The organism is Oceanihabitans sp. IOP_32, assembly GCF_009498295.1.
Classification (GTDB): Bacteria; Bacteroidota; Bacteroidia; order Flavobacteriales; family Flavobacteriaceae; genus Wocania; species Wocania indica.
In genome coordinates, this window is the sequence record NZ_CP040813.1 from 837,739 (window position 1) to 862,583 (window position 24,845).

22 protein-coding genes and 1 tRNA gene are annotated in these 24,845 nt (G+C 34.9%); 7 read left to right on the plus strand and 16 right to left on the minus strand.

Annotated elements, in window-relative coordinates; translation table 11 throughout:
* The first annotated feature begins 38 nt into the window (after positions 1–38).
* Positions 39–371 carry a type II toxin-antitoxin system RelE/ParE family toxin gene (locus FEZ18_RS03470; RefSeq protein ID WP_153267036.1) on the plus strand — a complete coding sequence of 111 codons (333 nt, stop codon included), beginning with the start codon at positions 39–41 and terminating at the stop codon, positions 369–371.
* The gene (locus FEZ18_RS03475) at positions 358–660 is read left to right on the plus strand and encodes a helix-turn-helix domain-containing protein (RefSeq protein ID WP_410505132.1); all 303 of its coding nucleotides are present in this window, start codon (positions 358–360) and stop codon (positions 658–660) included. The genes FEZ18_RS03470 and FEZ18_RS03475 overlap by 14 nt, the downstream gene beginning before the upstream one ends.
* Positions 661–752: 92 nt before the next feature.
* Here the strand turns inward: FEZ18_RS03475 and FEZ18_RS03480 are convergent, their stop codons facing one another.
* A complete protein-coding gene (locus tag FEZ18_RS03480; protein ID WP_153267032.1) occupies positions 753–1,949 on the minus strand; it encodes an IS256 family transposase in 1,197 nt (398 codons plus the stop codon).
* A 643-nt stretch (positions 1,950–2,592) separates the two neighbouring features.
* On the opposite strand from FEZ18_RS03480, the gene FEZ18_RS03485 reads away from it, so the two are divergent.
* Positions 2,593–3,399: a hypothetical protein gene (locus tag FEZ18_RS03485; RefSeq protein ID WP_153267037.1), complete on the plus strand. Its 807-nt coding sequence runs from the start codon at positions 2,593–2,595 to the stop codon at positions 3,397–3,399.
* Here FEZ18_RS03485 and FEZ18_RS03490 read toward each other — a convergent pair.
* Both FEZ18_RS03490 and FEZ18_RS03495 read right to left on the minus strand, forming a co-directional pair.
* Complete coding sequence (locus tag FEZ18_RS03490) at positions 3,391–3,879, minus strand: hypothetical protein (RefSeq protein ID WP_153267038.1); 489 nt, start codon at positions 3,877–3,879, stop codon at positions 3,391–3,393. The genes FEZ18_RS03485 and FEZ18_RS03490 overlap by 9 nt on opposite strands.
* Complete coding sequence (locus FEZ18_RS03495) at positions 3,879–4,127, minus strand: hypothetical protein (RefSeq protein WP_153267039.1); 249 nt, start codon at positions 4,125–4,127, stop codon at positions 3,879–3,881. Before FEZ18_RS03495 ends, FEZ18_RS03490 begins: the two co-directional genes overlap by 1 nt.
* Positions 4,128–4,253: 126 nt before the next feature.
* On the opposite strand from FEZ18_RS03495, the gene FEZ18_RS03500 reads away from it, so the two are divergent.
* The 4 genes from FEZ18_RS03500 to FEZ18_RS03515 all read left to right on the plus strand — a co-directional run bounded on the left by FEZ18_RS03500 (position 4,254) and on the right by FEZ18_RS03515 (position 9,104).
* Positions 4,254–5,291, plus strand: coding sequence for a hypothetical protein (locus tag FEZ18_RS03500; RefSeq protein ID WP_153267040.1), 1,038 nt, complete (start codon positions 4,254–4,256; stop codon positions 5,289–5,291).
* Positions 5,292–6,386: a PQQ-binding-like beta-propeller repeat protein gene (locus FEZ18_RS03505; protein WP_153267041.1), complete on the plus strand. Its 1,095-nt coding sequence runs from the start codon at positions 5,292–5,294 to the stop codon at positions 6,384–6,386. It abuts the gene before it with no gap.
* 358 nt (positions 6,387–6,744) lie between these two features.
* Positions 6,745–8,916, plus strand: coding sequence for a hypothetical protein (locus FEZ18_RS03510; protein WP_153267042.1), 2,172 nt, complete (start codon positions 6,745–6,747; stop codon positions 8,914–8,916).
* Positions 8,898–9,104, plus strand: coding sequence for a hypothetical protein (locus tag FEZ18_RS03515; protein WP_153267043.1), 207 nt, complete (start codon positions 8,898–8,900; stop codon positions 9,102–9,104). Before FEZ18_RS03510 ends, FEZ18_RS03515 begins: the two co-directional genes overlap by 19 nt.
* A 295-nt stretch (positions 9,105–9,399) precedes the next feature.
* Here FEZ18_RS03515 and FEZ18_RS03520 read toward each other — a convergent pair.
* From FEZ18_RS03520 to FEZ18_RS03580, 13 genes are all read right to left on the minus strand, one after another.
* A tRNA-Arg gene (locus FEZ18_RS03520) sits at positions 9,400–9,473 on the minus strand.
* Positions 9,474–9,507: 34 nt separating this feature from the next.
* Positions 9,508–9,738, minus strand: coding sequence for a GIY-YIG nuclease family protein (locus FEZ18_RS03525; protein ID WP_153269033.1), 231 nt, complete (start codon positions 9,736–9,738; stop codon positions 9,508–9,510).
* Between the two features lie 318 nt (positions 9,739–10,056).
* Positions 10,057–10,506: a GatB/YqeY domain-containing protein gene (locus tag FEZ18_RS03530; protein ID WP_153267044.1), complete on the minus strand. Its 450-nt coding sequence runs from the start codon at positions 10,504–10,506 to the stop codon at positions 10,057–10,059.
* A 182-nt stretch (positions 10,507–10,688) separates the two neighbouring features.
* Positions 10,689–12,686 (minus strand): cell division protein FtsZ, encoded by a 1,998-nt coding sequence (gene ftsZ / locus FEZ18_RS03535; RefSeq protein WP_153267045.1) that lies wholly within the window; start codon positions 12,684–12,686, stop codon positions 10,689–10,691.
* Positions 12,687–12,742: 56 nt separating this feature from the next.
* Complete coding sequence (gene ftsA, locus FEZ18_RS03540) at positions 12,743–14,077, minus strand: cell division protein FtsA (protein WP_153267046.1); 1,335 nt, start codon at positions 14,075–14,077, stop codon at positions 12,743–12,745.
* A complete protein-coding gene (locus FEZ18_RS03545) occupies positions 14,067–14,774 on the minus strand; it encodes a cell division protein FtsQ/DivIB (protein WP_317164450.1) in 708 nt (235 codons plus the stop codon). The genes ftsA and FEZ18_RS03545 overlap by 11 nt, the downstream gene beginning before the upstream one ends.
* 16 nt (positions 14,775–14,790) lie before the next feature.
* Entirely contained in the window at positions 14,791–16,149 is a 1,359-nt protein-coding gene (murC, locus tag FEZ18_RS03550) for a UDP-N-acetylmuramate--L-alanine ligase (protein ID WP_153269034.1), read from the minus strand.
* 72 nt (positions 16,150–16,221) lie between these two features.
* Positions 16,222–17,325, minus strand: a complete 1,104-nt coding sequence (murG, locus tag FEZ18_RS03555; RefSeq protein ID WP_153267048.1) for an undecaprenyldiphospho-muramoylpentapeptide beta-N-acetylglucosaminyltransferase — start codon at positions 17,323–17,325, stop codon at positions 16,222–16,224.
* A 7-nt stretch (positions 17,326–17,332) separates the two neighbouring features.
* Positions 17,333–18,526, minus strand: a complete 1,194-nt coding sequence (locus FEZ18_RS03560; protein WP_153267049.1) for an FtsW/RodA/SpoVE family cell cycle protein — start codon at positions 18,524–18,526, stop codon at positions 17,333–17,335.
* 92 nt (positions 18,527–18,618) lie between these two features.
* Positions 18,619–20,013 carry a UDP-N-acetylmuramoyl-L-alanine--D-glutamate ligase gene (murD, locus tag FEZ18_RS03565; RefSeq protein ID WP_153267050.1) on the minus strand — a complete coding sequence of 465 codons (1,395 nt, stop codon included), beginning with the start codon at positions 20,011–20,013 and terminating at the stop codon, positions 18,619–18,621.
* An 8-nt stretch (positions 20,014–20,021) separates the two neighbouring features.
* A complete protein-coding gene (gene mraY / locus FEZ18_RS03570; protein WP_153267051.1) occupies positions 20,022–21,263 on the minus strand; it encodes a phospho-N-acetylmuramoyl-pentapeptide-transferase in 1,242 nt (413 codons plus the stop codon).
* An 85-nt stretch (positions 21,264–21,348) separates the two neighbouring features.
* Positions 21,349–22,812: a UDP-N-acetylmuramoyl-L-alanyl-D-glutamate--2,6-diaminopimelate ligase gene (locus FEZ18_RS03575; protein WP_153267052.1), complete on the minus strand. Its 1,464-nt coding sequence runs from the start codon at positions 22,810–22,812 to the stop codon at positions 21,349–21,351.
* Entirely contained in the window at positions 22,809–24,770 is a 1,962-nt protein-coding gene (locus FEZ18_RS03580; protein ID WP_153269035.1) for a penicillin-binding protein, read from the minus strand. Before FEZ18_RS03580 ends, FEZ18_RS03575 begins: the two co-directional genes overlap by 4 nt.
* Between the last annotated feature and the right edge of the window lie 75 nt (positions 24,771–24,845).

A 24,845-nucleotide genomic window follows, 5' to 3' on the forward strand; every position in this document is an offset into this window, starting at 1 on the left:
ATTAAACGTATCTAATTAGATACCTTTGTCGTATATTTATGAAGAGAGAAGTAATTATTTATAAAAACCATTTTCTTGATTTCTACAAGAAACAAGATGCAAAGACAAGAGTAAAAATTGATTATGTCTTAAAAATAATTAGAGAATTAGACCAAATTCCAAGTCAGTATTTTAAGCATTTAACCGGTACAGATGGTTTATACGAAGCTCGAATAAAATTAGGGAGTAACATTTTTAGAGTTCTATGTTTTTTTGATAAGGGTAATTTAGTTGTATTACTGAATGGTTTTCAGAAAAAGACACAAAAAACACCAAAGAGTGAAATTAAATTAGCAGAACGATTAAAGAAAGAATATTATGAAGAAAAATAGCAATATAATAACTTTAGAAGAGCATTTAAATAATGCTTACGGAGAACAAGGAACAGATAGAAGAGATGAATTTGAAAGAGGATATGAATCTTTTAAATTAGGTGTTATGATTCGTGAAGCTCGTAAAAAGGCAAATATGACACAAGCAGAATTAGCAGAAAAAGCTCAAACTAAACGGAGTTATATATCAAGAATAGAATCAGATGCAAGTGATATACGTTTATCTACTTTAATGAGAATTGTAGAATTGGGTTTAGGAGGAAAATTAGAGCTTAATTTAAATATCTAGCAAATCCACCGCTAAAATCCCCACAAAAGCAAACCCAATTTGACACTATCCCATTAAGTGTGTAAACTTAATTTATCGAGGGTTTGACTTTCTTAAAGTTGAACCCTTTTTTCAAATATAGTTAAAAATTGGTTTAAAATAATGCCCCAATTCCTAATAGGCATTGACCATTTCTTGGTAGCCTCCCTTAATGCTAAAAATGTGGATTTCATTACAGCTTCATCGGTTGGGAATGAGAGCTTGTTTTTGGTGTATTTCCTAATTTTTCCATTGAGATTTTCAATAAGGTTTGTAGTGTAAATGATTTTTCTGATTTCAACCGGAAACTCATAAAAAGCAGTAAGCTCTTCCCAGTTATCCCTCCAACTTTTGATGGCATAAGAATACTTGTGTTCCCATTTTTCAGCAAAGTCCTCCAGGGCGGCCTTAGCGGCGCTTTTGGTAGGTGCATCGTAGATGTTTTTCATGTCTTTTGTAAACTCCTTTTTATCCTTCCAGACCACATAGCGACAAGCATTCCTAATTTGGTGTACCACACATATTTGAGTCTTGGATTCAGGGAACACGTTTTTAATGGTGTCGGTAAAGCCATTAAGGTTATCGGTGGCGGTAATAAGCAAATCTTGAACGCCTCTGGCTTTCATATCGGTCAAGACGCTCATCCAGAAGGCTGCCGATTCGTTCTTGCCCAACCAAAGCCCCAAGACTTCCTTTTTGCCGTCTCTACGAAGCCCTACGGCAATGTACATGGTTTTGTTGATGACTTTGGAGTTTTCTCGTACCTTGAAAACGATGCCATCCATCCAGGTTATTAAATATACAGGTTCTAGGGGGCGGTTCTGCCAAGCCACAATATCGTTGGTAACTTTATCTGTGATGCGTGATATGGTGGATGTTGATACATCAAAACCGTAGACCTCTCGGATTTGTTCTTCGATATCAGAATTACTCATACCTTTGGCGTATAGACTGATAATTACGTTTTCTATGCCATCGACCATATTGGTTCGCTTAGGGACAAGCATGGGGTTAAAGGAGGCTTCCCTGTCCCTAGGTACTTGAATGATACTTTCACCTAAAGCGGTTTTTACCTTTTTGGAAGCATAACCGTTGCGTGAGTTCGGATTGGGCGATTGTTCGTGTCTGCTGTAATCTAAATGAGCATCCAGCTCGCCTTCCAGCATCTTTTCAATGCCTCGTTTTTGAATGGACTTTAGAAAAGAGGTTAGTTCTTCTCCTGTTTTAAACTGTTTTAAAAAGTCGTCGTTTAATAAATCGTCTTTGTTCATCGTGTATAAAATTTAAATTAATAAAAAAATATCGAGGGTTGCAACCCTCGATATTTTTAAACTTTACACACTTTGTGAGATACTACCCCCAATTTTTTGCAGAAAAAGCAAAAAGCCTTTGTGTTTTCTTTTGTTCCGCTCGCCATCCCTTCTGTTTAATTTTTTGTCATAGTTTTTGTAAGCCATCCCACAAGTAGCACTTTGTTATTGTTTTTTTTGAAAATAAAAAAAGCCAACACCAAAAAGCTACCCCACCGCACAGAACAAAAAGCAATGCCAAAAAATTAAACCCCAAAGCTAAGTTACATAATACGTGTTATAAGTTCGCTTCGCACATTTTTAAGGCTGACTGATTGCTTTTTAAAGGATAAAAATGTCGTTATAACAGGTATTATGCAAAATAGCCACACAGCCAACGCTCCCCAACCCACACGTGCTAATGAAGATTCGTTTTCACCTTCCGCACGCAAGAAACATCCTCATTCTAATCAAGATTGTAGGGCGTTTGGATACTCATTTTTTATAATGAATGCCTAGAAACATTCTGCTAAAAATTAAAAATCCTACACAGGCATTAATTACAAAAAATCGAGTTGTTTTTTTCTTCAATTGAAAAAAAGAAAACAACTCGTATCTTTGAAACGTGAATAACCATTTCAAAATATATCTAATAGTCGCACTTAGCTTTTTCACAAGTTTCAATTTAAGTGCAAACGATACTTTTTTTTCAATTGAAAATAAAGGCGATAGGGTTTGTGAATTGGCTAATGGGGTGGATGATGTTTTACTAGAAGCTATTAGAGTTGGAAAGAGAGCTGATGGGTCATTAGCAAATGCTTTAGATAATGCAAGTTTTCCTAAAGGTGGTGATGCTGTTAGAAAAGCAAATGGTGTTAACAGGAATAATAAGAGATTATTAGATATTGGGGATTCTGATATTCCTAATGCTGTTTCAGATTATACATTTTCAAAAGGAGGGCAAACCTTTTCAAAATTAGCAAATGAATCTTGGGATGATTTTTTCAAAAGATTAAAAGCTAATGGGTTTAATGTATTCGAGTCTCATCATATCTTTCCTGTTGATTTATTTAAGAGAGAATCTTTCCGAAAATGGTACGAATTAGAAGGTTTCAAGCATTTTGATGTAAATGGAACTAATTCTTTAGATAACCTGATTATGTTAGAAAAGAAAATTGTAGGCAATGGAGGTGTACATAGTAGACATGACGCTTATACTAGTCGAATTGGTGATTTTTTTGATTCAAGATGGGGAGAATTAAAAACGCAAAATCCTAACTGGAGTGATTTAAAAATAGCTGAAGAAATAAATAATGACGTAATCAACCTATCTAAAAACTTAAAACAATCTCTTTTAGATAACTCAGTAAAATCAAATACAGAAATATCTAAATTTTGGGATACAGTAGATTTTAATAGTTTGTTAAACTAGGTTACTATTGATAAAGAAATCATTTGTGTTTTTTCTTATTTGCTGAGCTAAAATCTTAATGCTATTATTTAGAGGGATGTAGAAATTGTTTAGTTCTATTTCAAGTTGTTTATATTTTGAATCAAAGTCAACAGGATTTGTTTCAAGATATCTAAATGTATTAACGTTTTTGTTATAAAAACTCAATGCTCTATCAATAGCCTCTTTTGTGTTTTTGTGACCTATTTTTTCTAATAGAATACTCAACTCTTCTAGTTCTATAATTTGGTCAGAATAATCAATAAAAAAATTTAATAGACCATAACTTTCAATTGTAAATTCTAAATCGTTTAATAGTTGACATATCCTATGATGTTCTAGAAAAGTAGAATTTTGTTCATCAGAAAAGGAGCTTTCTGGTTCATATTTTTCAGATTCACCAATTAATTGAATTAAATTTTCATCTGAAATTGAGTCGTTATAGGAAATAATTCTTCTCATTACACCAACCCTTTAATTTTCGTTTTAGCGATAAAGGCATCTAATAAAGAAAATACGTGTCCTTTGTCTGTATCGTTCATTTTAGAAACCTCATTAATACGGTTTAATACATCATCATCTAATTGTTGGTCTGTTTTGCCTACCAAATAATCTAAAGAAACTTTCAGCGCATCTGCAATTTTTTTAGCTACCATAACAAGGGAGAAATCCGTTTTGTTTGCTAAGCAATTATTAGAACAAATATTCATTTTTATTAGCTAATATTGTTTTTCATTTTTTTTAAACTCTCACAAGTACTTTACAAAAGCTTTATTTCTTCAAATTTATTTATTTAATAAATAAAAAGCAAATACAAAAATGTATCTTTACCTTCCATGAAAAAAATTTTTAAAATATTTTTTTTAATTGCGTTAAGCCTCTTTACAAGTTTCAATTTAAATGCATTGCATTCAATTAATAGTGGTAACGACGGGGTTATATTAATTGAAAGTGCAGGCACAGCCTTAGGCCAAGATGCAACTCAATTGCACAATAAATTCAATGGTTTTGAAGACCTTACCAAAATTAAATTTCTAGATGATTTTGAGGATGCCATTGATGATGTTAAAATCATATTTAATACAAATCCTAGTTTGATTGATGCGTGGAAGAAAGTAATTGGAAGAGCATATAGTACGGATGTTCCTTTTTTTGAAAAACTTTCTGAAATAATGGAACCATCAGTTCTAAATAAATTACCAAACGGTGAAGCTGATTTAGATGTTATAATCGCTGCATTAGTTCATCCTCATATAGGAGCTTCTCATACATTTTTGAAGCAAGCAGCAGAGCATTTAGATGATATAAAACATCTGGTTACTAATTTTGACGGTGTTGAAGGTTTTGATAAAGTTATAACAGCATTGAAGAACCCGAACTTTTTTGCTCAAGATGGAGCGAGCCATTTGTTGACTAAGTTGAAAACATTAAATGCTTCTAATGTAGCAAAGCTTGAAGGAAAAATAGTAGATGCAGATAATCTTGCTGGAATTTGTGCTAATTGCTTATTTGATATTCAATTATCAAGTGGTAAAAAATTAGAATTGAAAAGCTATTCAGAATCTACTATTGGGAATATTTCTGGTTCATCTCAATTTAAGAATCAGTTCAAAGCTTATTTAGCCGATGCTGATAATATGGATGAGTTTGAATATGTATTTAACAGTAAGAAAATTGGGGATAATTCTACTCTCGTAAAAGATAACTTTAAGACTTTATTTCAGCAGAATAATCATTCGATTTATGATGATATATTAAATACCAATCCAAATTCAACTGTATTTAGTTCTGTTGGCATTAATACTAAAGGTCAGTTTATCCAAGCAGTTAATAATACAGGTCATGACCTGTACAAATTTATTGATATTCTATAAATGAAATATATACAATCAATTAATGAAGTAAATGGGTGTTATTTTATACAGGATGCTTTTGTGGTGTTGTATAAAGAAGTTGTTCGATGTTTTGATTTAAGTCAAAACTTGTTGTGGGAGAAGTTAATACCTGGCAATAGTACAAATTGTATAATTTACAGAGAGCATGCTTACATTGAATTTATAAATAAAGAATCAGGGTTTGAGAAAACTATCACGTTAGATGTAAATACAGGTGACGTTGTAGATAGAGATTTAGAGAATTACATGTTAAGGAGTGTGTCAAATGAAGGATATGCTATTGCATTAAAATACAATCCAGATTATTCTACAAACACATTTTGTATTCAATTACCATTTAGAGTGAAATGGGAAAAACAAATTGAAGACTTACCATTATTTATTGATGGAGAATATCTTGTAAGTGGAGTCAAAAACAGAATAACCTCAATTGGAGATAACGGAAAAATAGATTGGAAGTTTGATACGTCAGAATTAGGTAATTGGTCTGATTATGATGGAAAAGAAAAGACAACAGAGATATTAAGAATTTTAGGGGTAAGAAACGAGGCACTATACTCATACTTAAACAATGGGAAAATTTTAGTCTTAGATATCAAGACTGGAAAGAAAATCTTAGTTATCGAAAATGATAAAAATACGGATCAAGGTTCGTTTAGTGGGATGTTTATGAATGCTGTTGAATTGGATGAAGAGTCTGGAAGACTAATACAATTATTTAATCAGCGATATACTGAAGTTGATTTAAACTCTGTTTCAGTAAGTCAAGAGTTTTTGAATGAAATGGAAGAGCAAGGGCTAAAGAATATGTCTCGTTTTGTATTTAATCATGATCATATTTACTTTGCCGATAAGAACAATAGCAAAGTAGGTGCTTTAGATCGAGTGACAAAAAAGATAGATTGGACTTACGAATTGTCACAAGATGGGGTTACAGAACAGTCAAGATATGCGAGAGGTCTTAAGTTAAACAGTAATAGACTTTACGTATTAGATAATAAAAGTTCTCTGCATATATTCGAGAGGCAAGATCTCCCGCTAGCGCGAGCGTCACGCTCGTGCCAGCAACAGTAAGAAACAAAAAGATTAAACAAAACAAATGAGTGTAAATTAGTGTTTATGATGCATTTTATAAAAACAAAGTATAAGCTTACTGGCTCCTAGCTCGGGACATTAAGAGCAATATACCTAAACAATGAGCAGAAAAACACAAAACCTATAATGTAAAGTTTTAATAATCAATCACAATAAACTAACTTTACTAAACAAAGGAAGAAAACATAAAAACCCATTTGATATTTAATTGTTGTATAACAACATTAAATATATCACAAAAAAGATTAGAAAAGTATTGAATAAAAAAGCACCATTATTTTTAATTTTTAAAGCTCACTTGCTAATCCCCCTACTTCTACTTTGTGTGTTAACACCAATGTCTATAACCGCACAAGACTTAGAGAATATAGGTAGTCGAACGGTAGATAAAATAAAAAACAGCCCTTTAAAAATAAAAGGAGGCATCTCTGCAAACAGTATATTTTATAACTCGAATGGGCGTAGTGCCCGCGAGCCATTTACTTATTTCTTACAAGGTAATTTAAACGTAAGTTGGCTAACCTTTAGTATGCCTTTAAGCTACAGCTTTACTAATACAGGTAACCAATTAGGTTACCAAACTCCATTTAAATTTAACAGACTTAGCATACACCCCAAATATAAATGGATACAAAGCCATATTGGTGATGTAGCCATGACGTTTTCGCCCTATACCTTAAGCGGCCATCAATTTACAGGAGCGGGTGTAGAATTAACACCAAACGACGCTTTTAATATGAGTGTCATGTATGGGCGTTTACTAAAAGCCACAGAGGATGATGGACAACAACAAACCCTTCCTGCCTTTAAGCGTATTGGATATGGTAGCAAATTAGGTTGGGAAAAAGAAAATTACAAAATTGGTCTTATTGGTTTCTATGCCAAAGATGATATCCATTCTATTGTGGCTGTTCCAGATGATAGAAACATTACCCCTAAAGAAAATTTAGTGTTTGGTTTGGATGGCGAGGTAACCATTGCAGAACATTTTATTATTAAAGCAGAGTATGCCTCTACAGCAATTACCCAAGACACAAGAGCCGAAAATACAAATGAAAAAGGAACAGGCTTAGCAAGTTTACTTTTTAACAGTAAAGGTTCTACCGAGTACTACAATGCTTATAAAATTGGTTTAGATTATGAATTAGACAAAATGAAAGTAGGTTTAGCCTACGAACGCATAGACCCCGGTTATGAAACACTCGGTGCTTATTTTTTTAATAATGATTTTGAAAACATCTCCCTTAATGGCTCCCGACCCCTGTTTAACGACAAATTAAATATATCGTTTAACGCTGGCTACCAACGGGACGACTTAAAAAATCAAAAAACACAAGCAACTAGTAGATTTGTGGGTGCAGTTAACGCCACTTTAAAAGTTACAGATAAAGTTACACTTACAGGGACTTATTCTAATTTCTCTACCCACACCAATAGTAGCCTTAACCAATTTGATGACATTAATGATAGCGATCTTACCGATGAAAATTTAGAAGCCTTAAACTTTAAACAATTATCACAAAACGCAAATGTGAACCTCAATTGGTTGTTAGCTGAAGGAGAAAAAAACAATCAAAATATTAATTTAAATTACAGTCTAGCTTCATCTGCAAATAAACAAGCGGGAATTATTAGGATTGGACAGGCTAATAATTTTCATAACGCCAATGCCGTATATACGATAGGCTTTCCAAAAGACAATATAAATATTTCTACATCTTTAAATTATAATTATAGTGATATTGGTAGGGATGATAGTGATGCTTACGGTGGCGCTTTAGATATTGGCAAAAAGTTTTTTGAGAACAAACTCAACGCATCACTTGGTGTAACTTATAATACCAACAATACCAAAGATTTAACAACCAACGTTCTTAATTTTAGAGGGAATGCCTCAATGGTTGTTGCAGAAAATCATAATCTCAACTTGAATGCCATACAATTATTTAAAACAGCTGCAAAGCAAGACGCTCTAAATGAGGTAACCGTAACATTTGGCTATACCTACACGTTTGATATTGGCAGGCCCAAGAGGAAACCGAAAAAAGAAAAAGAATTTTCATTTTCTTATAGAACACATACTTTTTCAGGTTTGCATGAAAATATTAGTAATGAAATTACATATCTAATAAATACTCCAGATTTTGTTGCGATTAAAAATGTATCAGCAATTAAGAACGAATTATCAAGATTAGAGGAAATACTGAGGCAAAACGAAAATAAATCTGATAAAGCTTATAAAAATTCCGGTATCAACTATTTAAAGTATTTATATGAACATAAAGACTATTTAAGCACCTACCAAAACATCGTTTTTAACAGTTTAAAAAGCTTATATGAAGATGCTAAGAAATTCGATTATTCGTTAAAAGAGGAATATGTTAACGAGTTGGCCATTATAAATACAGCCAAGCAAAAAGGTGAGACCATAAACCCAACCGATTTAGAAAACTTAGCCATAATAGAAAAAAATACAAAGCCCATACATGGATGCAAGAACAGCTTATAGTCATTACATTTGAGGATGTTTTAGAAAGCAAAGCCCTTTTGAAGGAATTTGAAAACATCTATTTATCCAAGGTTTTTGATTTGTTACAACTTCAAAAATCTAACGAGGAAGTAGAAATATATTTAATAACCCATTTAGCCGATTTTTATCATAAAAAATCGCATCAAATTCAAAATCTATCTCCATAATTCTAAATTTTTTATTCCTCTAATACCAATTTAGTTTTGAAATGTCGTATTATTAATTTGAATTATTTTTTGTTCAGATGAGATAGAAAATCAAAGCATAGCCTGAGTTATGGTTTTATTTTATACCGAAATATGGGTGAAAAAGAAACAAATTATATGCGGCATGACATGGCTAATTTGGTATAAAATAATAAAAACAAGTAGATCGTCCTCAAAGCGCCGCTTTGAAAATAGTTCTAACAAAAAAAAACGCTCAAGCGAGCTTGGCGTTTTTCCTTGTGCAACTATTTATTAGTGACCGCGAGAGGATTCGAACCTCCAACCCTCAGAGCCGAAATCTGATATTCTATCCAGTTGAACTACGCAGCCTTAATTCCTACAAAAGTAGGAATGTTTTTTTAAGTTACTTATTTTTTAACATATCCTTTAAAAAAGCCCTACCCATTCCAGTTTTAAAATACTTTTCTCTTAATATTGCTTCTACTCTCGTAGCAAATACTTCGTAATAAAACAGTCTCCAGGGCGCATAACCTTTTGTCGATTTAGTCTTTCCTTCATTATGTTCAATCAAGCGTTTATCTATATCTTGCGTATGCCCTTTGTATAATCTACCGTCTACTTCACTTATTAATATATAGAAACAATCTTAATTCATATCATCCGAAATCTGATATTCCCTGACTGTCGGCAGACAGGTATCCAGTTGAACTACGCAGCCTAAATTCCTACAAAAGTAGGAATATATTTTAAGTCATTAATTTTTTCTTTAACATATATTTTAAAAATGCGTTACCAATTCAAGTTTTAACCTTCTACTTCACTTATTAATATATAGAAACAATCTTTATTCATATCATCCGAAATCTGATATTCCCTGACTGTCGGCAGACAGGTATCCAGTTGAACTACGCAACCTTAATGCCTACAAAAGTAGGAATATCTTTTTATTTTTCTATGATAATTTTGCTTTTACAATATGAGATATCGTTTTACCATCGGCTTGTCCTGCTAGTTGCTTGTTAACTAAACCCATAACTTTACCCATATCTTTCATACCACTAGCATCAGTACTTTCTATAGTCATCACAACAACCTTTTCAATCTCTTCTTCGCTTAAAGCTTCTGGTAAAAATTGAGCAATCACATCGGCCTCGGCCAATTCTGGAGTTGCCAAGTCTTCGCGACCTTGCTCTAAAAAAATAGCCGCACTATCTCGGCGTTGTTTCACTTGCTTTTGAAGTATTTTAAGCTCCTGTTCTTCTGTTAAATCTGCTTTGTCTCCCGTCTCGGTTTGAGCTAGTAAAATAGCCGATTTAACCGCACGTAAAGCAGTTAAAGCCGTTTGATCCTTAGCTTTCATAGCCTCCTTCAAAGCCGCCATTATATCTTGTTGTAAACTCATGCCTTTGTTTTTTGAACTGCGAAGATATAAAAAAGTTAGATGAGTTACATGCGTTTAAAGGATCAAAAATCACCCTTAAATTGTTATTTGTTTAAAATTTTTAATCCGATAAAGAAGCCCAAAAAGTAAAATTTAATTTTTGGGCTAGTAATCAGTAAAATATAATACCAAAGATACTTTAATTAATCGACATTATCGTGCAAAAAAGAATTATTATTTCTTAATTGTATATCGTCATTATCATCTAAGCCCAAACTGGTCCTAGACCTATCTGTTTCTGATGAGTGTTTTGCTTCTTTTAAATTTACACCCTGACGTTTATAGGCTGGAACCTTCTCGATATCGTCTATCTTCGAGCTGTTAAACTTATAATTAAAAGCTTTCATTTTTAATCGGCGCTCGTTAGCGCGTTCCTTAAGTAAATCTGAAATAGGACTTTCCAAAGGATCCACCTCTTCTTCCGTTATCGATTCTTCTGCTGCTTCCGGTTTTACCACTTTCTTTTCAAAAACGATATTGTCGTCATAATCATCAAAAACCTCTTTAGACTTCGACGTTTTTTTATTTATTCCAGATTCCACTTCAACATAATCATCTAAAACATAACGTATACTACCCTTATCGGTGGTTTCTTCAACCGTTATTAGCTCGACATGATCGTTAACTGAGATGTCTTTTACCTCTTCATTTAATTGATGCGAAACAAGCTCGTCTGTGGTGTCGTTTTCTGAGGTTTCAGTAGATATTGGCAAATCGAAAGTTAAAGTAATTTGTTTCTCTTCTTCGATGTAATTTGATGCCACGTCGTCTTCTTTAATGTCCCCAGCAGCATTAGAGGTTCTTGAGACTGGATGTATTATAAAATCGTCGGACGCGTCGTTTTCTATACTGTTCGTGTCTTCATGGCTTTCTGCTTTTACTTCGCTATAAACCACATTAATATTCCTCATATCTTCTGTGGTTGTCGTTAAATTTGAATCTTTTACATCTCTATTTGCTAAACCCCTATTCTCTGTCTTTTTTTTTGCCTGATCGTTAGAATTTTCGTCAAAATCTAAGGTATGCCTTACAACTTGAGAAGTCTTCTTGGGTGTTTGTTTTGCAACAGGTTTCTTTCTGGTCATTTCGCGCTCTTCTTCAAGACCTAAAGTATGCACCACTTTTTTGGTTTCTGTGTTAGATATTTCATCCTGCTGCTCTACATTAAAACCCGTCGCAATAATAGTAACGGCTATAGATTCTTCTAAGCTTTCGTCTTCGCCAACCCCCATAATGATATTTGCACCATGACCGGCCTCAGACTGGATATGATCGTTAATCTCGCCAATCTCATCGATAGTGATTTCGTGCGATCCTGAAACTATTAACAGCAATACATTTTTAGCGCCAGTAATTTTATTATCGTTTAATAAAGGAGAATCTAAAGCCTTACGAATAGCGTCTTGAGCGCGACTTTTACCAGAAGCCTGAGCAGACCCCATAATAGCCGTTCCGCTGTTGCTAAGAACAGTTTTGGCATCGCGTAAATCGATATTTTGAGTATAATGGTGCGTTATAACTTCGGCTATACCACGAGCAGCAGTAGATAGCACTTCGTCTGCCTTAGAGAAACCAGCTTTAAAGCCGAGATTGCCGTAAACCTCACGAAGTTTGTTGTTATTTATCACAATTAAAGAATCCACAACGTTACGTAATTTTTCTATACCTCTTTGCGATTGTTCAATACGCATTTTACCCTCGAAGGCAAATGGCATGGTAACAATACCCACGGTTAATATGTCTAAATCTTTAGCCATTTGTGCGATTATGGGAGCAGCACCAGTACCAGTACCTCCACCCATACCAGCAGTTATAAAAACCATTTTTGTATTGGTATCAAGCATGGTAGAAATATCGTCGAAACTCTCGACAGCCGATTGTTCGCCAATATCGGGGTTTGCCCCTGCTCCTAATCCTTCGGTTAAATTTACGCCTAATTGGATTTTATTTGGAACGGCACTATTATGTAGTGCTTGCGCGTCTGTATTACAAACGTAAAAATCTACGCCTTTAATACCTTGTTGAAACATATGGTTTATAGCGTTGCTACCGCCACCACCAACTCCTATAACTTTAATGACATTCGATTGGTTCTTTGGTAAATCAAATGCTATGCTTTCGAATTCTTTCTTGCTGCTCATAAATTCTGTTTTACTTGAGGGTTTGTAATGTATTTTTCTTTATCAATGAATTTTAATTATTCTGCGCTATCTAAAAAATCTTTAACGCGCTCTGTCAACTTATCTAAAAACGAGCGTCGCTCTTTAACTGGTTTTTCTATGGTCTCTTCTTCATCTTCCTTTTCGGCTTCTGTTCGTTTTGCCTCTAAGGCTTCCAATTGCTCTTGATGCTCTTGCTCCATGCGCTTTCTATCTTGACGTTTTAAACCATCTAAAACCAAACCAACTGCGGTGGCGTAAAGCGGACTGGTAATTTCCTCATCACTATCACCAGCTAAATGCTCGTTTGGATAACCAATTCTGGTATCCATACCTGTAATATATTCTACCAATTGCTTTAGATGTTTTAATTGTGCGCCTCCACCTGTTAAAACAATACCTGCAATAAGTTTCTTTTTTTGTTCTTCGTGACCGTAATTTTTAATTTCTACGTACACCTGTTCTACAATTTCTACAACCCGAGCATGAATTATTTTTGAGAGATTTTTTAAGGTAATTTCTTTAGGTTCTCTACCACGTAATCCTGGAATAGATACAATTTCGTTATCCTTATTCTCACCCGGCCATGCCGATCCAAATTTTATTTTTAAAAGCTCGGCTTGTTTTTCTATAATAGAACAGCCTTCCTTTATGTCTTCTGTAATAACATTCCCACCAAAAGGAATAACAGCAGTATGGCGAATAATACCGTCTCTAAAAATAGCCAAGTCGGTTGTACCACCACCAATATCGATTAAAGCGACTCCCGCCTCTTTTTCTTCCTGACTTAATACGGCTTTTGCCGAGGCCAGAGGCTCTAAAGTGATACCCTCTAGACTTAAACCAGCACTTTTTATACAACGCCCTACATTTCTAATAGAGGATACCTGCCCAACAACTACATGGAAATTAGCTTCTAACCGTCCACCATACATACCTATAGGTTCCTTTATTTCGCCTTGACCATCAACCTTATATTCTTGTGGTAACACATGAATAATCTCTTCACCAGGCAACATGACTAATTTGTGCACTTGGTTTATAAGCCGCTCGATATCGTTATCGTCTATAACCGTTTCAGAATCTGATCTGGTAATATAGTCACTATGCTGCAAACTTCTAATATGCTGCCCCGCAATGCCAACAGTGACCTCCGATACCTGCAAATTCGCAGCTGCTTCGGCTTCTTGAAGCGCTTGCTGTATAGATTGAATGGTTTGCGTAATATTATTTACAACACCACGATGTACGCCCAAACTTTTAGATCTACCAATACCTAAAATTTCCACTTTGCCGTATTCGTTTTCACGCCCAATCATCACCACTATTTTTGTGGTCCCGATATCTAATCCTACTGCTATCTTATGCTCCATTGCTTACATTTTTGGTACACACTACTTGATTTTTAAACTGCAAATTGACTTTGCTATAATTATTAAGCGTTTGGTCTTTTTTATTTTTTTGATAAAACGCTTTTAAGTTACTTATTTTCCGATCTAAAAAATCAACACTACCTAACTCCACTACAAAATTGCACTGCCTCAACTTTAATTGGATCTTATTATTCGTGTTTTGATGAATCTCAATAACATTTTTTTTAAGAAAATCATCATGTTTAATTTTATTTGCTACTATAAATATACTACTTAAATCTTCTTTTTTCACATCACCTGTAACTAAAGGTACTCTGGCTGAATAATTGTTTGACAAAGGCATATAAAAACCTTGACTATCAATATAATACGGTTTTTTCACCTGCACTCGAGCTATCGGTGTTTTTTGTTCAATTTCTGCCTTAAGCGTACCATTTACCGTCATATACACCTCGGCAGTTTTTATCATAGGGTTTGCGTTAAGAGCGTTTTCCAATTTACTCAAAACTAAAGCTTCTTTGGCTATGTTTTTCGTCCCTCCATAATTTTGTATCAACAATTTACTAACAGCCTCATTTGTAATATATAGGTTGTTTTCGCCAACGAATTTTACATTAGGTTTCGAGACCTCCCGTTCTGCGTTTTTTCGAGACGAAAAAGCAAACAAAAAACCTACTATACCCAGTAGAACAATCATTTTTATGTTATTCCAATTAATTCGCAAGTTGTAATTCGTTTTTAATCATATTTACTTCTTTTCCTATATCGCCAGCACCCATCGTAATAATAACTTGTGCATCGCTTTTTTGTATGGCTTTTAACAGTTCTGATTTACTAACCAACTGCTTGTTTTCGTTGTTTATTTTATCCAACAGCCATTGGGAGTTCACGCCTTCAATTGGCAATTCTCTAGCCGGATAAATATCTAATAATACGACCTCGTTAAACGGCGCCAAACTCTTGGCAAAATCGTCAATAAAATCGCGTGTTCTAGAGTACAAATGCGGTTGAAAAATAGCCAATATTTTCTGATCTGGATACATTTCGCTAATCGCCTGGTACACCGCATTGATTTCTTTTGGATGATGTGCATAATCATCAATAAAAACGAGATTATCGGTTTTTATATGATATGTAAATCTTCGTTTCACCCCTTTATAAGTCGCCAAAGCTTTTACGAGTTGCTCTTGCGAACAACCATACTCTAAAGCCATCGCCAAGGCTATTAAGGCATTCTGCAAATTATGCCGACCTGGGAGGTTAAATTTTAAGTTTTTAAGGGTTGTTTTTGGTGTTTTTACATCAAAAACATACCGCCCATTTTCTATTTTTATATTTTGAATGCTATAATCAGAATCGTCTTCTATACCGTATGTAATACCGCTTAACGGCAAACCGTTTTTAACAAACAACTGACCGTTTGGCTTTATTCGCTCAGAAAACGCTTTAAACGATTCGTGCAAAGCTTCTTCTGCCCCGTAAATGTCCAAGTGATCGGCATCCATAGATGTTATACAAGCTAAATCTGGAGATAGGGTTAAGAACGACCTATCATATTCATCGGCCTCCACAACCGAAACTTCTGTGCCCTTCAATATTAAATTAGAATTGTAATTCTCGCTAACACCTCCTAAAAAAGCTGTTAATTCTACATCGCACTCATACATTAAATGTCCGAGAATACTGGTTGTGGTTGTTTTCCCATGAGTACCTGCAACGGCCAAACAAAAGGTGTTTTCGGTTATTAAACCCAAAACTTCAGACCGTTTTAATACCTGAAAGCCTTTAGTTTTAAAATAATTCAATTCGCTGTGAGTATGGGGAATAGCGGGAGTATAAACCACTAATGTATTATCAGGATTTAAAAACTCAGGGGCTATAGCTGCTACCGAATCTTCAAAATGAATTTTAACATTTAAAGCCTCTAGTGCTTCTGTTATGGCACTTGCTGTTTTATCGTACCCCGCCACCATTTTATTATTAGCACAAAAATAGCGTGCCAAAGCACTCATACCAATACCTCCAATACCAATAAAATAGATATGCGTGGCCCATGCCAAACCTTTGCTCATGGTATGCGCTTTACTATTATTATCGCTATTTTTTATTTCTCTATTCATGGTGTAACACTTCGTATTAGAAGATTAGGCATGATGTAAAAGCTCTTCTACTTGGTTTACTATTTCTTTTGTGGCATTTACTAGTGCCAATTTTTTTATATTCTCGCTCAGTTCCTTTTGTTTTTCCGCGGAAGCGATTAATTGCGAAAACTTATTCTCGAAATCGGTTTCTAAATCTTCTTCTTTAATTAATAATGCCGCATTATTTTTAACTACTGCCATCGCGTTTTTTGTTTGGTGATCTTCGGCCACGTTTGGCGATGGAATAAAAATTACAGGCTTACCCACGATACATAATTCTGATACCGAAATTGCACCTGCTCTCGAAATCACAATATCTGCAGCTGCGTAGGCATAATCCATTTTATTTAAAAACTGATGGACTTGCACGTTTTTTGTATGGCTATAAATTTTATATTGCTGATAATACAACTTACCACATTGCCAAATGATTTGCACATTCTGAGTGTCTAAAAAATCCAACTCCTTTTCTATCAGTTCATTAATTCGACGCGAGCCTAAACTACCCCCTAATACTAAGAGGGTCACTTTGCCAGATTTTAAGTCAAAATACGATTTCGCTTGTTCTGTTTTCGTTTCAATATCTAGTAAATCTTGACGTACGGGGTTTCCTGTTTTTATAATTTTTCCTTTTGGGAAAAACCGCTCTAAACCATCATAAGCCACACAAATTTTATCAACTTTTTTTCCTAGAAGCTTATTAGTAATTCCAGGAAATGAGTTTTGCTCTTGTATTAAACTAGGTATCTTTTTAGCCGCCGCTACATACAATAAAGGACCGCTTGCAAAACCACCAGTACCAATGGCGACGTTTGGTTTAAAAGATTTAACAATTTTTCTAGACTTTAAAATACTGCTAAGTACTTTAAAAGGAAACATCGCATTTTTAAGCGTTATTTTTCGCTGAATACCAGAAATCCATAACCCTTCAATACGATATCCAGCCTGCGGAATTTTCTCCATTTCCATACGATCTTTTGCCCCTACGAATAAAAACTCGGAGTCTGGAAAACGCGCTTTTATTTCGTTGGCAATAGCAATGGCAGGGTAGATATGTCCCCCTGTACCGCCACCTGATAATATGATTTTATACTTCTTATTCACCATTTTTAAATTACATCGCTTCCGAAAGAATTTCTAACGGATTATCCTCATTATTTTCCTGTTCTTTTATTTCTTCTCGTTTTGCACTAACACTTAAAATAATACCTATGGCTAAACAAGTCATCCAAATCGAGGTACCACCACTACTTATTAATGGCAGGGTTTGCCCGGTAACTGGAAACAATTCTACGGCAACTGCCATATTAATTAAAGCTTGAAACACTATAGGCAAGCCCACGCCAAGCACCAGCAGTTTGCCAAAAATAGTATCGGCTTTCTGGGCTGCGATAACAACCCTAAATAATAGCCACATGTATAAACCCATGATAATAAATCCTCCTATCAATCCGTATTCTTCAATAATTATCGCGAAAATAAAATCTGAAGACGATTGTGGTAAGAAATTCTTCTGGATACTTTTCCCGGGACCAACACCCTGAATACCCCCAGATGCAATGGCTATTTTTGCCTTTTCGATTTGATAATCGGCCTGAGTGTCTTCATCGTTTGAAAAACTTTCAATTCTGCTTAGCCAAGTATCTACTCGATTAGGCATCGCATCTGGAAAAGCCTTGGCTGTTAATACGAAAATAACTAATACCAAAATACCCGAACCGATAATCACACTTAAATAGCGGATAGGATACCCCCCTAAAAACACCAGCATAATTACCATTAAAAACATAATGGCAGCAGTTGAAAAATTAGCGGGCAAGATAAGCACTAAAATTAAGAATACGGGCACCCATAGTGGCCATATCGATTCTTTAAAAGTTATGGTTTTATCTTTTATTTTAGACATATATCGCGCCACATAAACCATTAAAACCACCGATGCTAAAGTTGAGGTTTGAAACGACACACCCACAACTGGTATTTTTATCCATCGGCTCGCATTTGCACCTTCTATAGTAGTGCCTTGCAACATGGTTACCCCTAATAACAATAATACTACAGGGATTAATATTAACGACAAGCCTTTAAAATAACGATACGGAATTTTATGAACACCATACATTATTACAAAGCCCAAAAGCAAATGCATAAAATGTTTTACAAAAAACGCAAAAGTGTTACCACTACCACTTCTATAGGCCAAATTACTAGCAGCACTATACACTGGTAAAAATGATAATATCGCTAATAGTGCCACAATGGCCCAAATTAACCTATCACCTTTTATATTTTTAAAAATTTGCTTCATTATTTTCTTCGCATTCCGTAAACACGAAATAGCCAGTTTAAATTTTCTATAGTTTGTTTTTAAATTAAGCTATAATTTAAATAATTACAGACTTATAAATTTCTTACCGCATTTTTAAATTGACGCCCTCTATCTTCATAATTCTCAAAAAGATCGAAACTTGCACAAGCAGGCGATAACAATACACTATCTCCAGCTTCTGCAATTTTATATGCCATTCTTACGGCCTCGTTCATTTCTTGGGTTTCATGAAAAACCTCAACCATGTTTTTAAACGTTTGTTTGAGCTTCTCATTATCTTTACCCAAGCATATAATTGCTTTAACTTTTTCGTTAACAAATCGGAATAAGCCTTCGTAGTCGTTACCCTTATCGACACCTCCAACAATCCACACGATTGGTGCATTAACGCTTTCTAAAGCATAGTAGGTCGCATTTACATTGGTGGCCTTCGAATCGTTTATATACTGAACTTTATTTATTTTTAAAACCGACTCTAAACGGTGTTCAACACCTTGAAAACTCTCTAAACTCTCGCGAATAGCTTGCTTTCTTATTTTTAATAAATGGGCTACTGTCGAGGCAGCCATAACGTTCTTTATATTGTGTTTACCTTTTAAGGCATTTCTTGTTGCAGACATAATTAACTGATTATTATTAATTGATATAATAATTTTTTGCTCATCCAAATACGCACCATTCTCAATAGTTTTTGTTAATGAAAAAGGTAATAATGTGGAGTGTACTGGGTGATTTTCAAGATATTGTGTAATCACCTCATCATCGGCGTCATAAATTAAAAAATCATCTTTGGTTTGATTCTTCGCTATTCTAAATTTTGAAGCGATATAATTTTCGAATTTATAATCGTATCTATCTAAATGATCTGGAGTTATATTAGTAACAACCGCTATTTTTGGTCTAAAATCAATAATATCATCTAACTGAAAACTGCTAATCTCTAAGACGTAGTTCTTAAAATCGTGCTCTAAAATCTGTTTCGCAAAACTGTCTCCAATATTGCCCGCTAACCCGACGTTTAATTCTTGTTTTAAAATATGATGCATGAGGGTCGCCGTTGTAGTTTTACCATTACTTCCCGTTATACCAATAATGGTCGCCTTGGTAAATTTAGCCGCAAATTCAATTTCTGAAACCACAGAGATACCGCGATCCCGTATTTTTTTTACAATTTGCACATGCTCTGGAATGCCCGGACTTTTCATAACCATGCTAGCATTTAAAATTTTAGCTTCGGTATGCTTTCCTTCTTCCCAATTAATCGCATGATGTTCTAAAACCTGTTTGTAATGTTCTTTAATCTCATTACTATCAGAAACAAAAACATCGTAACCATTAGCCTTGGCCAAAAGTGCCGTCCCTACACCACTTTCTCCACCACCAAGAATTACTAAATATCCAGCAGCCCCCTCTGATAATAAAGCGGTTTTTTGAGTTTGCTGAGTATTTTTTTTGTTTTGATTCATTTTAATTTTTATCTAATTTTTAATGTCACTATAGACACTATGGCTAATAAAATCCCTACAATCCAAAATCGAGTGACAATCTTACTTTCGTGGTACCCTAACTTCTGATAATGATGATGCAACGGAGCCATTTTAAAAAGCCGTCGTCCTACACCATGCTTCTTTTTGGTGTATTTAAACCACCCCACTTGCATAACAACCGATAAGTTTTCAACTAAAAAAATGCCACATAACACTGGAATTAACCATTCTTTTCGAACTGCAATAGCTATTACTGCAATTATTCCTCCTATGGTTAAACTCCCTGTATCACCCATAAACACCTGGGCCGGATATGCGTTATACCATAAAAACCCAATAAGCGCACCAACAAATGCTGCGATATAAATGGTTATTTCTTCTACCCTAGGGATGTACATGATGTTTAGGTAATCTGAAAAAATAATATTACCCGATACCCAAGCGAAAATACCCAGAGTTAATACTATAATAGCCGATGTTCCCGCGGCTAAGCCATCGATACCATCGGTGAGATTTGCGCCATTTGATACGGCAGTTATGATAAAAATGGTAACTAGAATAAAAACAATCCAAGCGTATTTCTCGAGTCCTGGATTAATCCATGTGATTAGTTTGGCATAATCAAACTCATTTCCTTTTACAAAAGGTATCGTCGTTTTTGTCGATTTCACTTCATCCTGAAATAACTTTGAAGCAGCAATTTTTGGGTTTTCAGCCAGAAGTTCTTGTTGTACTTCTGCAGGAAGTTTTTCTTTCATGGTCACATCATCGTGAAAAAATAGAGTTGCCCCCACGATTAAACCCAAACCAACTTGACCAACCACCTTAAATCTTCCTTTTAAACCTTCTTTATTGTTTTTAAATTTCTTGATATAATCATCGATAAATCCAATAACCCCCATCCAAAGGGTTGTTACAATTAATAAAATAATATAAATATTAGCCAGTTTAGCAAACAGGACAACCGGAATTAAAGTGGCAAGAATAATAATAATTCCACCCATGGTTGGCGTTCCAGCTTTTTGCACCTGCCCTTCCAGACCGAGATCTCTAATGGTTTCACCGACTTGTAGTTTTTGTAAAAAACGAATAATTCTTTTTCCAAAAATGGTTGATATTAGCAACGATAAAATCATAACTAATGCTGCTCTAAAAGTTAAATAACTAAAGAGTGTTGCTCCTGGCAACTGGAATTCGCTTTCTAAATATTCAAATAAGTAGTATAACATTTAATTCTTTTGTTGAGATGCTTCGACTGTGTTCAGCATGACATTATCATATAATTTTCACTTCCGTCTTCGGTCTTCCAACTCTTTATTTCTGCAATTGTTTTAAAAATTCTTGTACTATTTTATAATCATCAAAATCGAAACGCTCGCCATTAATTTCCTGATAATTTTCGTGTCCTTTCCCTGCGATCAAAATAATATCGTTGGGTTGAGCTAACTGGCATGCCGTCTTTATGGCTTGTTTTCTATCGGCAATGGTCATTGTTTTTTTAAAATTTTGAGGTTCAACACCACTTTCAATAGCTTTTAAAATAGCTTCAGGGTTTTCGCTTCGCGGATTATCGTTTGTAAAAATAACCTGGGTACTTAATGCCGATGCGATATGACCCATTTTTGGGCGTTTAGACACATCTCGATCGCCACCACAACCTACTACAGTAATTAAGGTTTCATTTTTAGTGCGTATGCTATTTATGGTTTCCAGTACATTCTTTAAGGCATCTGGCGTATGGGCGTAATCGACTATGGCCGTTATTTTTTCATCTGAAATTATATATTGAAAACGTCCGCTAACACTCTCTAAATCACTAACCAACCTCAAAACCTCTTCTTTTTCCAAACCTAACAATTCTGCAGTCGCATAAACGGCTAGTATATTATAAGCATTAAACTTGCCGATAAGACGAGTCCACACTTCACATTCGTTAATTTTAAGCAATAAGCCACTAAATTGATTTTCTAAAATTTGTGCTTTATAATCGGCATAACTTTTTAATGCGTAGGTATATTTTTTAGCCTTCGTATTTTGAAGCATTATCGACGCGTTTTTATCATCGGCATTTACAAGAGCAAATGCTTTAGCTGGAAGTGCATCAAAAAACACTTTTTTAACGTCGCGATATTCTGCAAAGGTGTTGTGATAATCTAAATGATCGTGAGAAAGATTGGTAAAAATACCGCCTTCAAAACGCAAACCTTCAATCCTGTTTTGATGAATACCATGCGAGCTTACTTCCATAAAACAAAACTCTACACCAGCATCATTCATTTCCTTTAAATACTTATTTATAGTTAAGGAGTCTGGTGTGGTATGGGTAGCCTGATATGTGGTATTATTAATACGTACTTTAACTGTAGACAACAAGCCCACTTTGTAGCCTGCTTTTGTGAATAAATTATACAATAAGGTTGCTACTGTAGTTTTACCATTTGTTCCAGTTACCCCTACCAACTTTAAATTTTCTGAAGGAGTATCGTAAAAATTTGAAGCCATAAACGCCAAGGCACTTTTAGAATTCTTAACTTGAACGTAAGTAATTCCCGGCGCTAAGTGTGCGGGTAAATTTTCGCAAACAATTGCCTTCGCACCATTATTTATGGCCTTGTCTATAAACTGATGCCCATCGATTAAGTTTCCTGTAATAGCAACAAACAAATCGTCGTTTTTAACCTCGCGAGAATCAAAACGAATGGTATTTATACACACACCTGTGCTTCCCACAACATCGTGAATGGCCACCTTATATAATATGTCTTTTAATACCTTCATGAAGCTTGTAATACAATAGATTGATTGTTTTTTAATTTAACCCCCTTATTAACCGACTGGTTTTTAATGATACCACTGCCGTTGAGTTTAACTTTTACATCTACATCCATATTCTCCAATAATGCCAAAGCATCCATAGCTGGTAAGCCTACAACCAGGGGCATGATGGTTTTGTAAGTTTGAGCTATTTTGTAAAATTGCTGATATTCCTTATCTGTCGATTTATTCTTAATGTCTAAAGATTCTACCTCATCGATAATAGGGGTGTCTGTAAAAATTTTTTGAGCAATTTTTTTAAATACAGGCCCTGAAACATCGGCACCATAATAGCCAACGCTTTTATCTGGTTCGTGAATTACTACTATACAAGAGTATTTAGGATTATCTGCAGGAAAATACCCAGCAAAAGACGAGATGTAATTTAGTTTTTCTTTGTTTTTATAATCTTTTTGACTCGTGCCCGTTTTACCAGCCATCGAGAAATTTTTAGAATACAACTTATTTCCTGTGCCGTGTTTTTTTTCGACGACATGCTTTAAAAGCTCTTGTAATTTCGCTACTGTTTCTTTCGAGCAAACCTGTTTATTAATCACCTCCTTCTTAAAAGGCACTATTACTTTATCGAACTCTTTAACTTCTTTTACAAACTGTGGTCTTACCATTTCACCATCATTTGCAATCGCATTATAAAAGGTTAAAATTTGCAGTGGAGTAAAGGATATTCCATAACCATAAGCCATCCACTGCAATGCGATGCCACTCCAGCGACCATTTTTAATTCTAGGATCTGGAATTACAGGGCTAGGCTCTCCTATAATTGGCAAGCCTAATTTCTGATTTAAACTCATGCTATAAAGTCTATCGACAAACTTACTTGGATTTTTTCCATACGCCTGATCGATTACCTTAACAATACCAACATTTGAAGACACCTCGAAAGCCTTAGAAACCGATATTTTACCATAACCACCGTGTTTTGAGTCTCGTATTCGCTTTCCATAAAATGATAACACCCCATTTTTTGTATCGACTACATCGCTAGTATCTATAACTTTATCTTCCAGTGCAACAGCAAGAGACATGAGCTTAAAGGTAGAACCCGATTCGTGAGATTCGCCAACCGCATAGTTTAAACGCTCGTAATATTTTCCGTTTTTATTTCTACCTAAATTAGAAATGGCTTTCACCTCTCCTGTTTTGGTTTCCATAACAACAACACAACCATGGTCGGCCTTATACTTCTCTAACTGCTCTAAAAGGGCATGATGGGCTATATCTTGAATGTTTACATTTATTGTGGTGTATAAATCGTAGCCGTTTTTAGGCTCAATTTCGTTAGCATCGCTTAGAGGCTTCCATTGCCCTTTGCCTATTTTTTGCTTTTTTCTATGACCATCGGTACCCCTTAAGTACTGAATACCAAAAGCCCCATCAATCCCAGGTCTGGTAATGTTTCCAGCATCATCAATACGCTCGTAACCTATAGTGCGTTGTGCAATGCCGCCCATAGGATGTTCGCGCTTTGTAGTTTGCCTAACGATTAAACCACCTCTAAATGCACCGAGATTTAATAAGGGAAAATTCCGAATTCTAATATAATCGGAATAACCAATGTCTCTAGCCAACAAATAATATCTATTTTTATTGGCTCGTGCTTTCCTAATTTCTTTTTGATAGTAACTAGATGGTCTCCCCGAGAAACTAGCCAGAGAGTCGCACAGCGGTTTTAAGTATTTTTCGAAGGTTTTAGACTTTGGCGTTAGGGCATCTATGCGAATATCATATTTAGGTACCGAGGTTGCCAACAAATTACTATTGGCCGAATATACATTACCCCTATTAGCCGGAATAACAACATCTTTAATTACACGTTCGCCAGCCATTGCCCGATACTTATCACCTTGCAAAAACTGAATACTTAACAATTTAAAAACCACAGCAAGACCAAAGACGAACATACAGCCTGCTATAAAATACAATCGGTTTAATATGTTTTTTTCGTTTACTGCCAAGACTTCCTTTTTTTTATTCTT

Bases quoted from the DNA above. Each gene is read 5' to 3' on its own strand.
- murD (WP_153267050.1), bottom strand. From the start codon at position 20,013: ATGAATCAAAACAAAAAAAATACTCAGCAAACTCAAAAAACCGCTTTA.
- FEZ18_RS03500 (WP_153267040.1), top strand. From the start codon at position 4,254: ATGAAAAAAATTTTTAAAATATTTTTTTTAATTGCGTTAAGCCTCTTT.
- FEZ18_RS03515 (WP_153267043.1), top strand. From the start codon at position 8,898: ATGCAAGAACAGCTTATAGTCATTACATTTGAGGATGTTTTAGAAAGC.
- murG (WP_153267048.1), bottom strand. From the start codon at position 17,325: ATGGTGAATAAGAAGTATAAAATCATATTATCAGGTGGCGGTACAGGG.
- mraY (WP_153267051.1), bottom strand. From the start codon at position 21,263: ATGTTATACTACTTATTTGAATATTTAGAAAGCGAATTCCAGTTGCCA.
- FEZ18_RS03495 (WP_153267039.1), bottom strand. From the start codon at position 4,127: ATGAATATTTGTTCTAATAATTGCTTAGCAAACAAAACGGATTTCTCC.
- murC (WP_153269034.1), bottom strand. From the start codon at position 16,149: ATGAGCAAAGGTTTGGCATGGGCCACGCATATCTATTTTATTGGTATT.
- FEZ18_RS03510 (WP_153267042.1), top strand. From the start codon at position 6,745: ATGTCTATAACCGCACAAGACTTAGAGAATATAGGTAGTCGAACGGTA.
- FEZ18_RS03490 (WP_153267038.1), bottom strand. From the start codon at position 3,879: ATGAGAAGAATTATTTCCTATAACGACTCAATTTCAGATGAAAATTTA.
- FEZ18_RS03470 (WP_153267036.1), top strand. From the start codon at position 39: ATGAAGAGAGAAGTAATTATTTATAAAAACCATTTTCTTGATTTCTAC.
- FEZ18_RS03480 (WP_153267032.1), bottom strand. From the start codon at position 1,949: ATGAACAAAGACGATTTATTAAACGACGACTTTTTAAAACAGTTTAAA.
- ftsA (WP_153267046.1), bottom strand. From the start codon at position 14,077: ATGGAGCATAAGATAGCAGTAGGATTAGATATCGGGACCACAAAAATA.
- FEZ18_RS03560 (WP_153267049.1), bottom strand. From the start codon at position 18,526: ATGAAGCAAATTTTTAAAAATATAAAAGGTGATAGGTTAATTTGGGCC.
- ftsZ (WP_153267045.1), bottom strand. From the start codon at position 12,686: ATGAGCAGCAAGAAAGAATTCGAAAGCATAGCATTTGATTTACCAAAG.
- FEZ18_RS03505 (WP_153267041.1), top strand. From the start codon at position 5,292: ATGAAATATATACAATCAATTAATGAAGTAAATGGGTGTTATTTTATA.
- FEZ18_RS03575 (WP_153267052.1), bottom strand. From the start codon at position 22,812: ATGAAGGTATTAAAAGACATATTATATAAGGTGGCCATTCACGATGTT.
- FEZ18_RS03475 (WP_410505132.1), top strand. From the start codon at position 358: ATGAAGAAAAATAGCAATATAATAACTTTAGAAGAGCATTTAAATAAT.
- FEZ18_RS03580 (WP_153269035.1), bottom strand. From the start codon at position 24,770: ATGTTCGTCTTTGGTCTTGCTGTGGTTTTTAAATTGTTAAGTATTCAG.
- FEZ18_RS03545 (WP_317164450.1), bottom strand. From the start codon at position 14,774: ATGATTGTTCTACTGGGTATAGTAGGTTTTTTGTTTGCTTTTTCGTCT.
- FEZ18_RS03530 (WP_153267044.1), bottom strand. From the start codon at position 10,506: ATGAGTTTACAACAAGATATAATGGCGGCTTTGAAGGAGGCTATGAAA.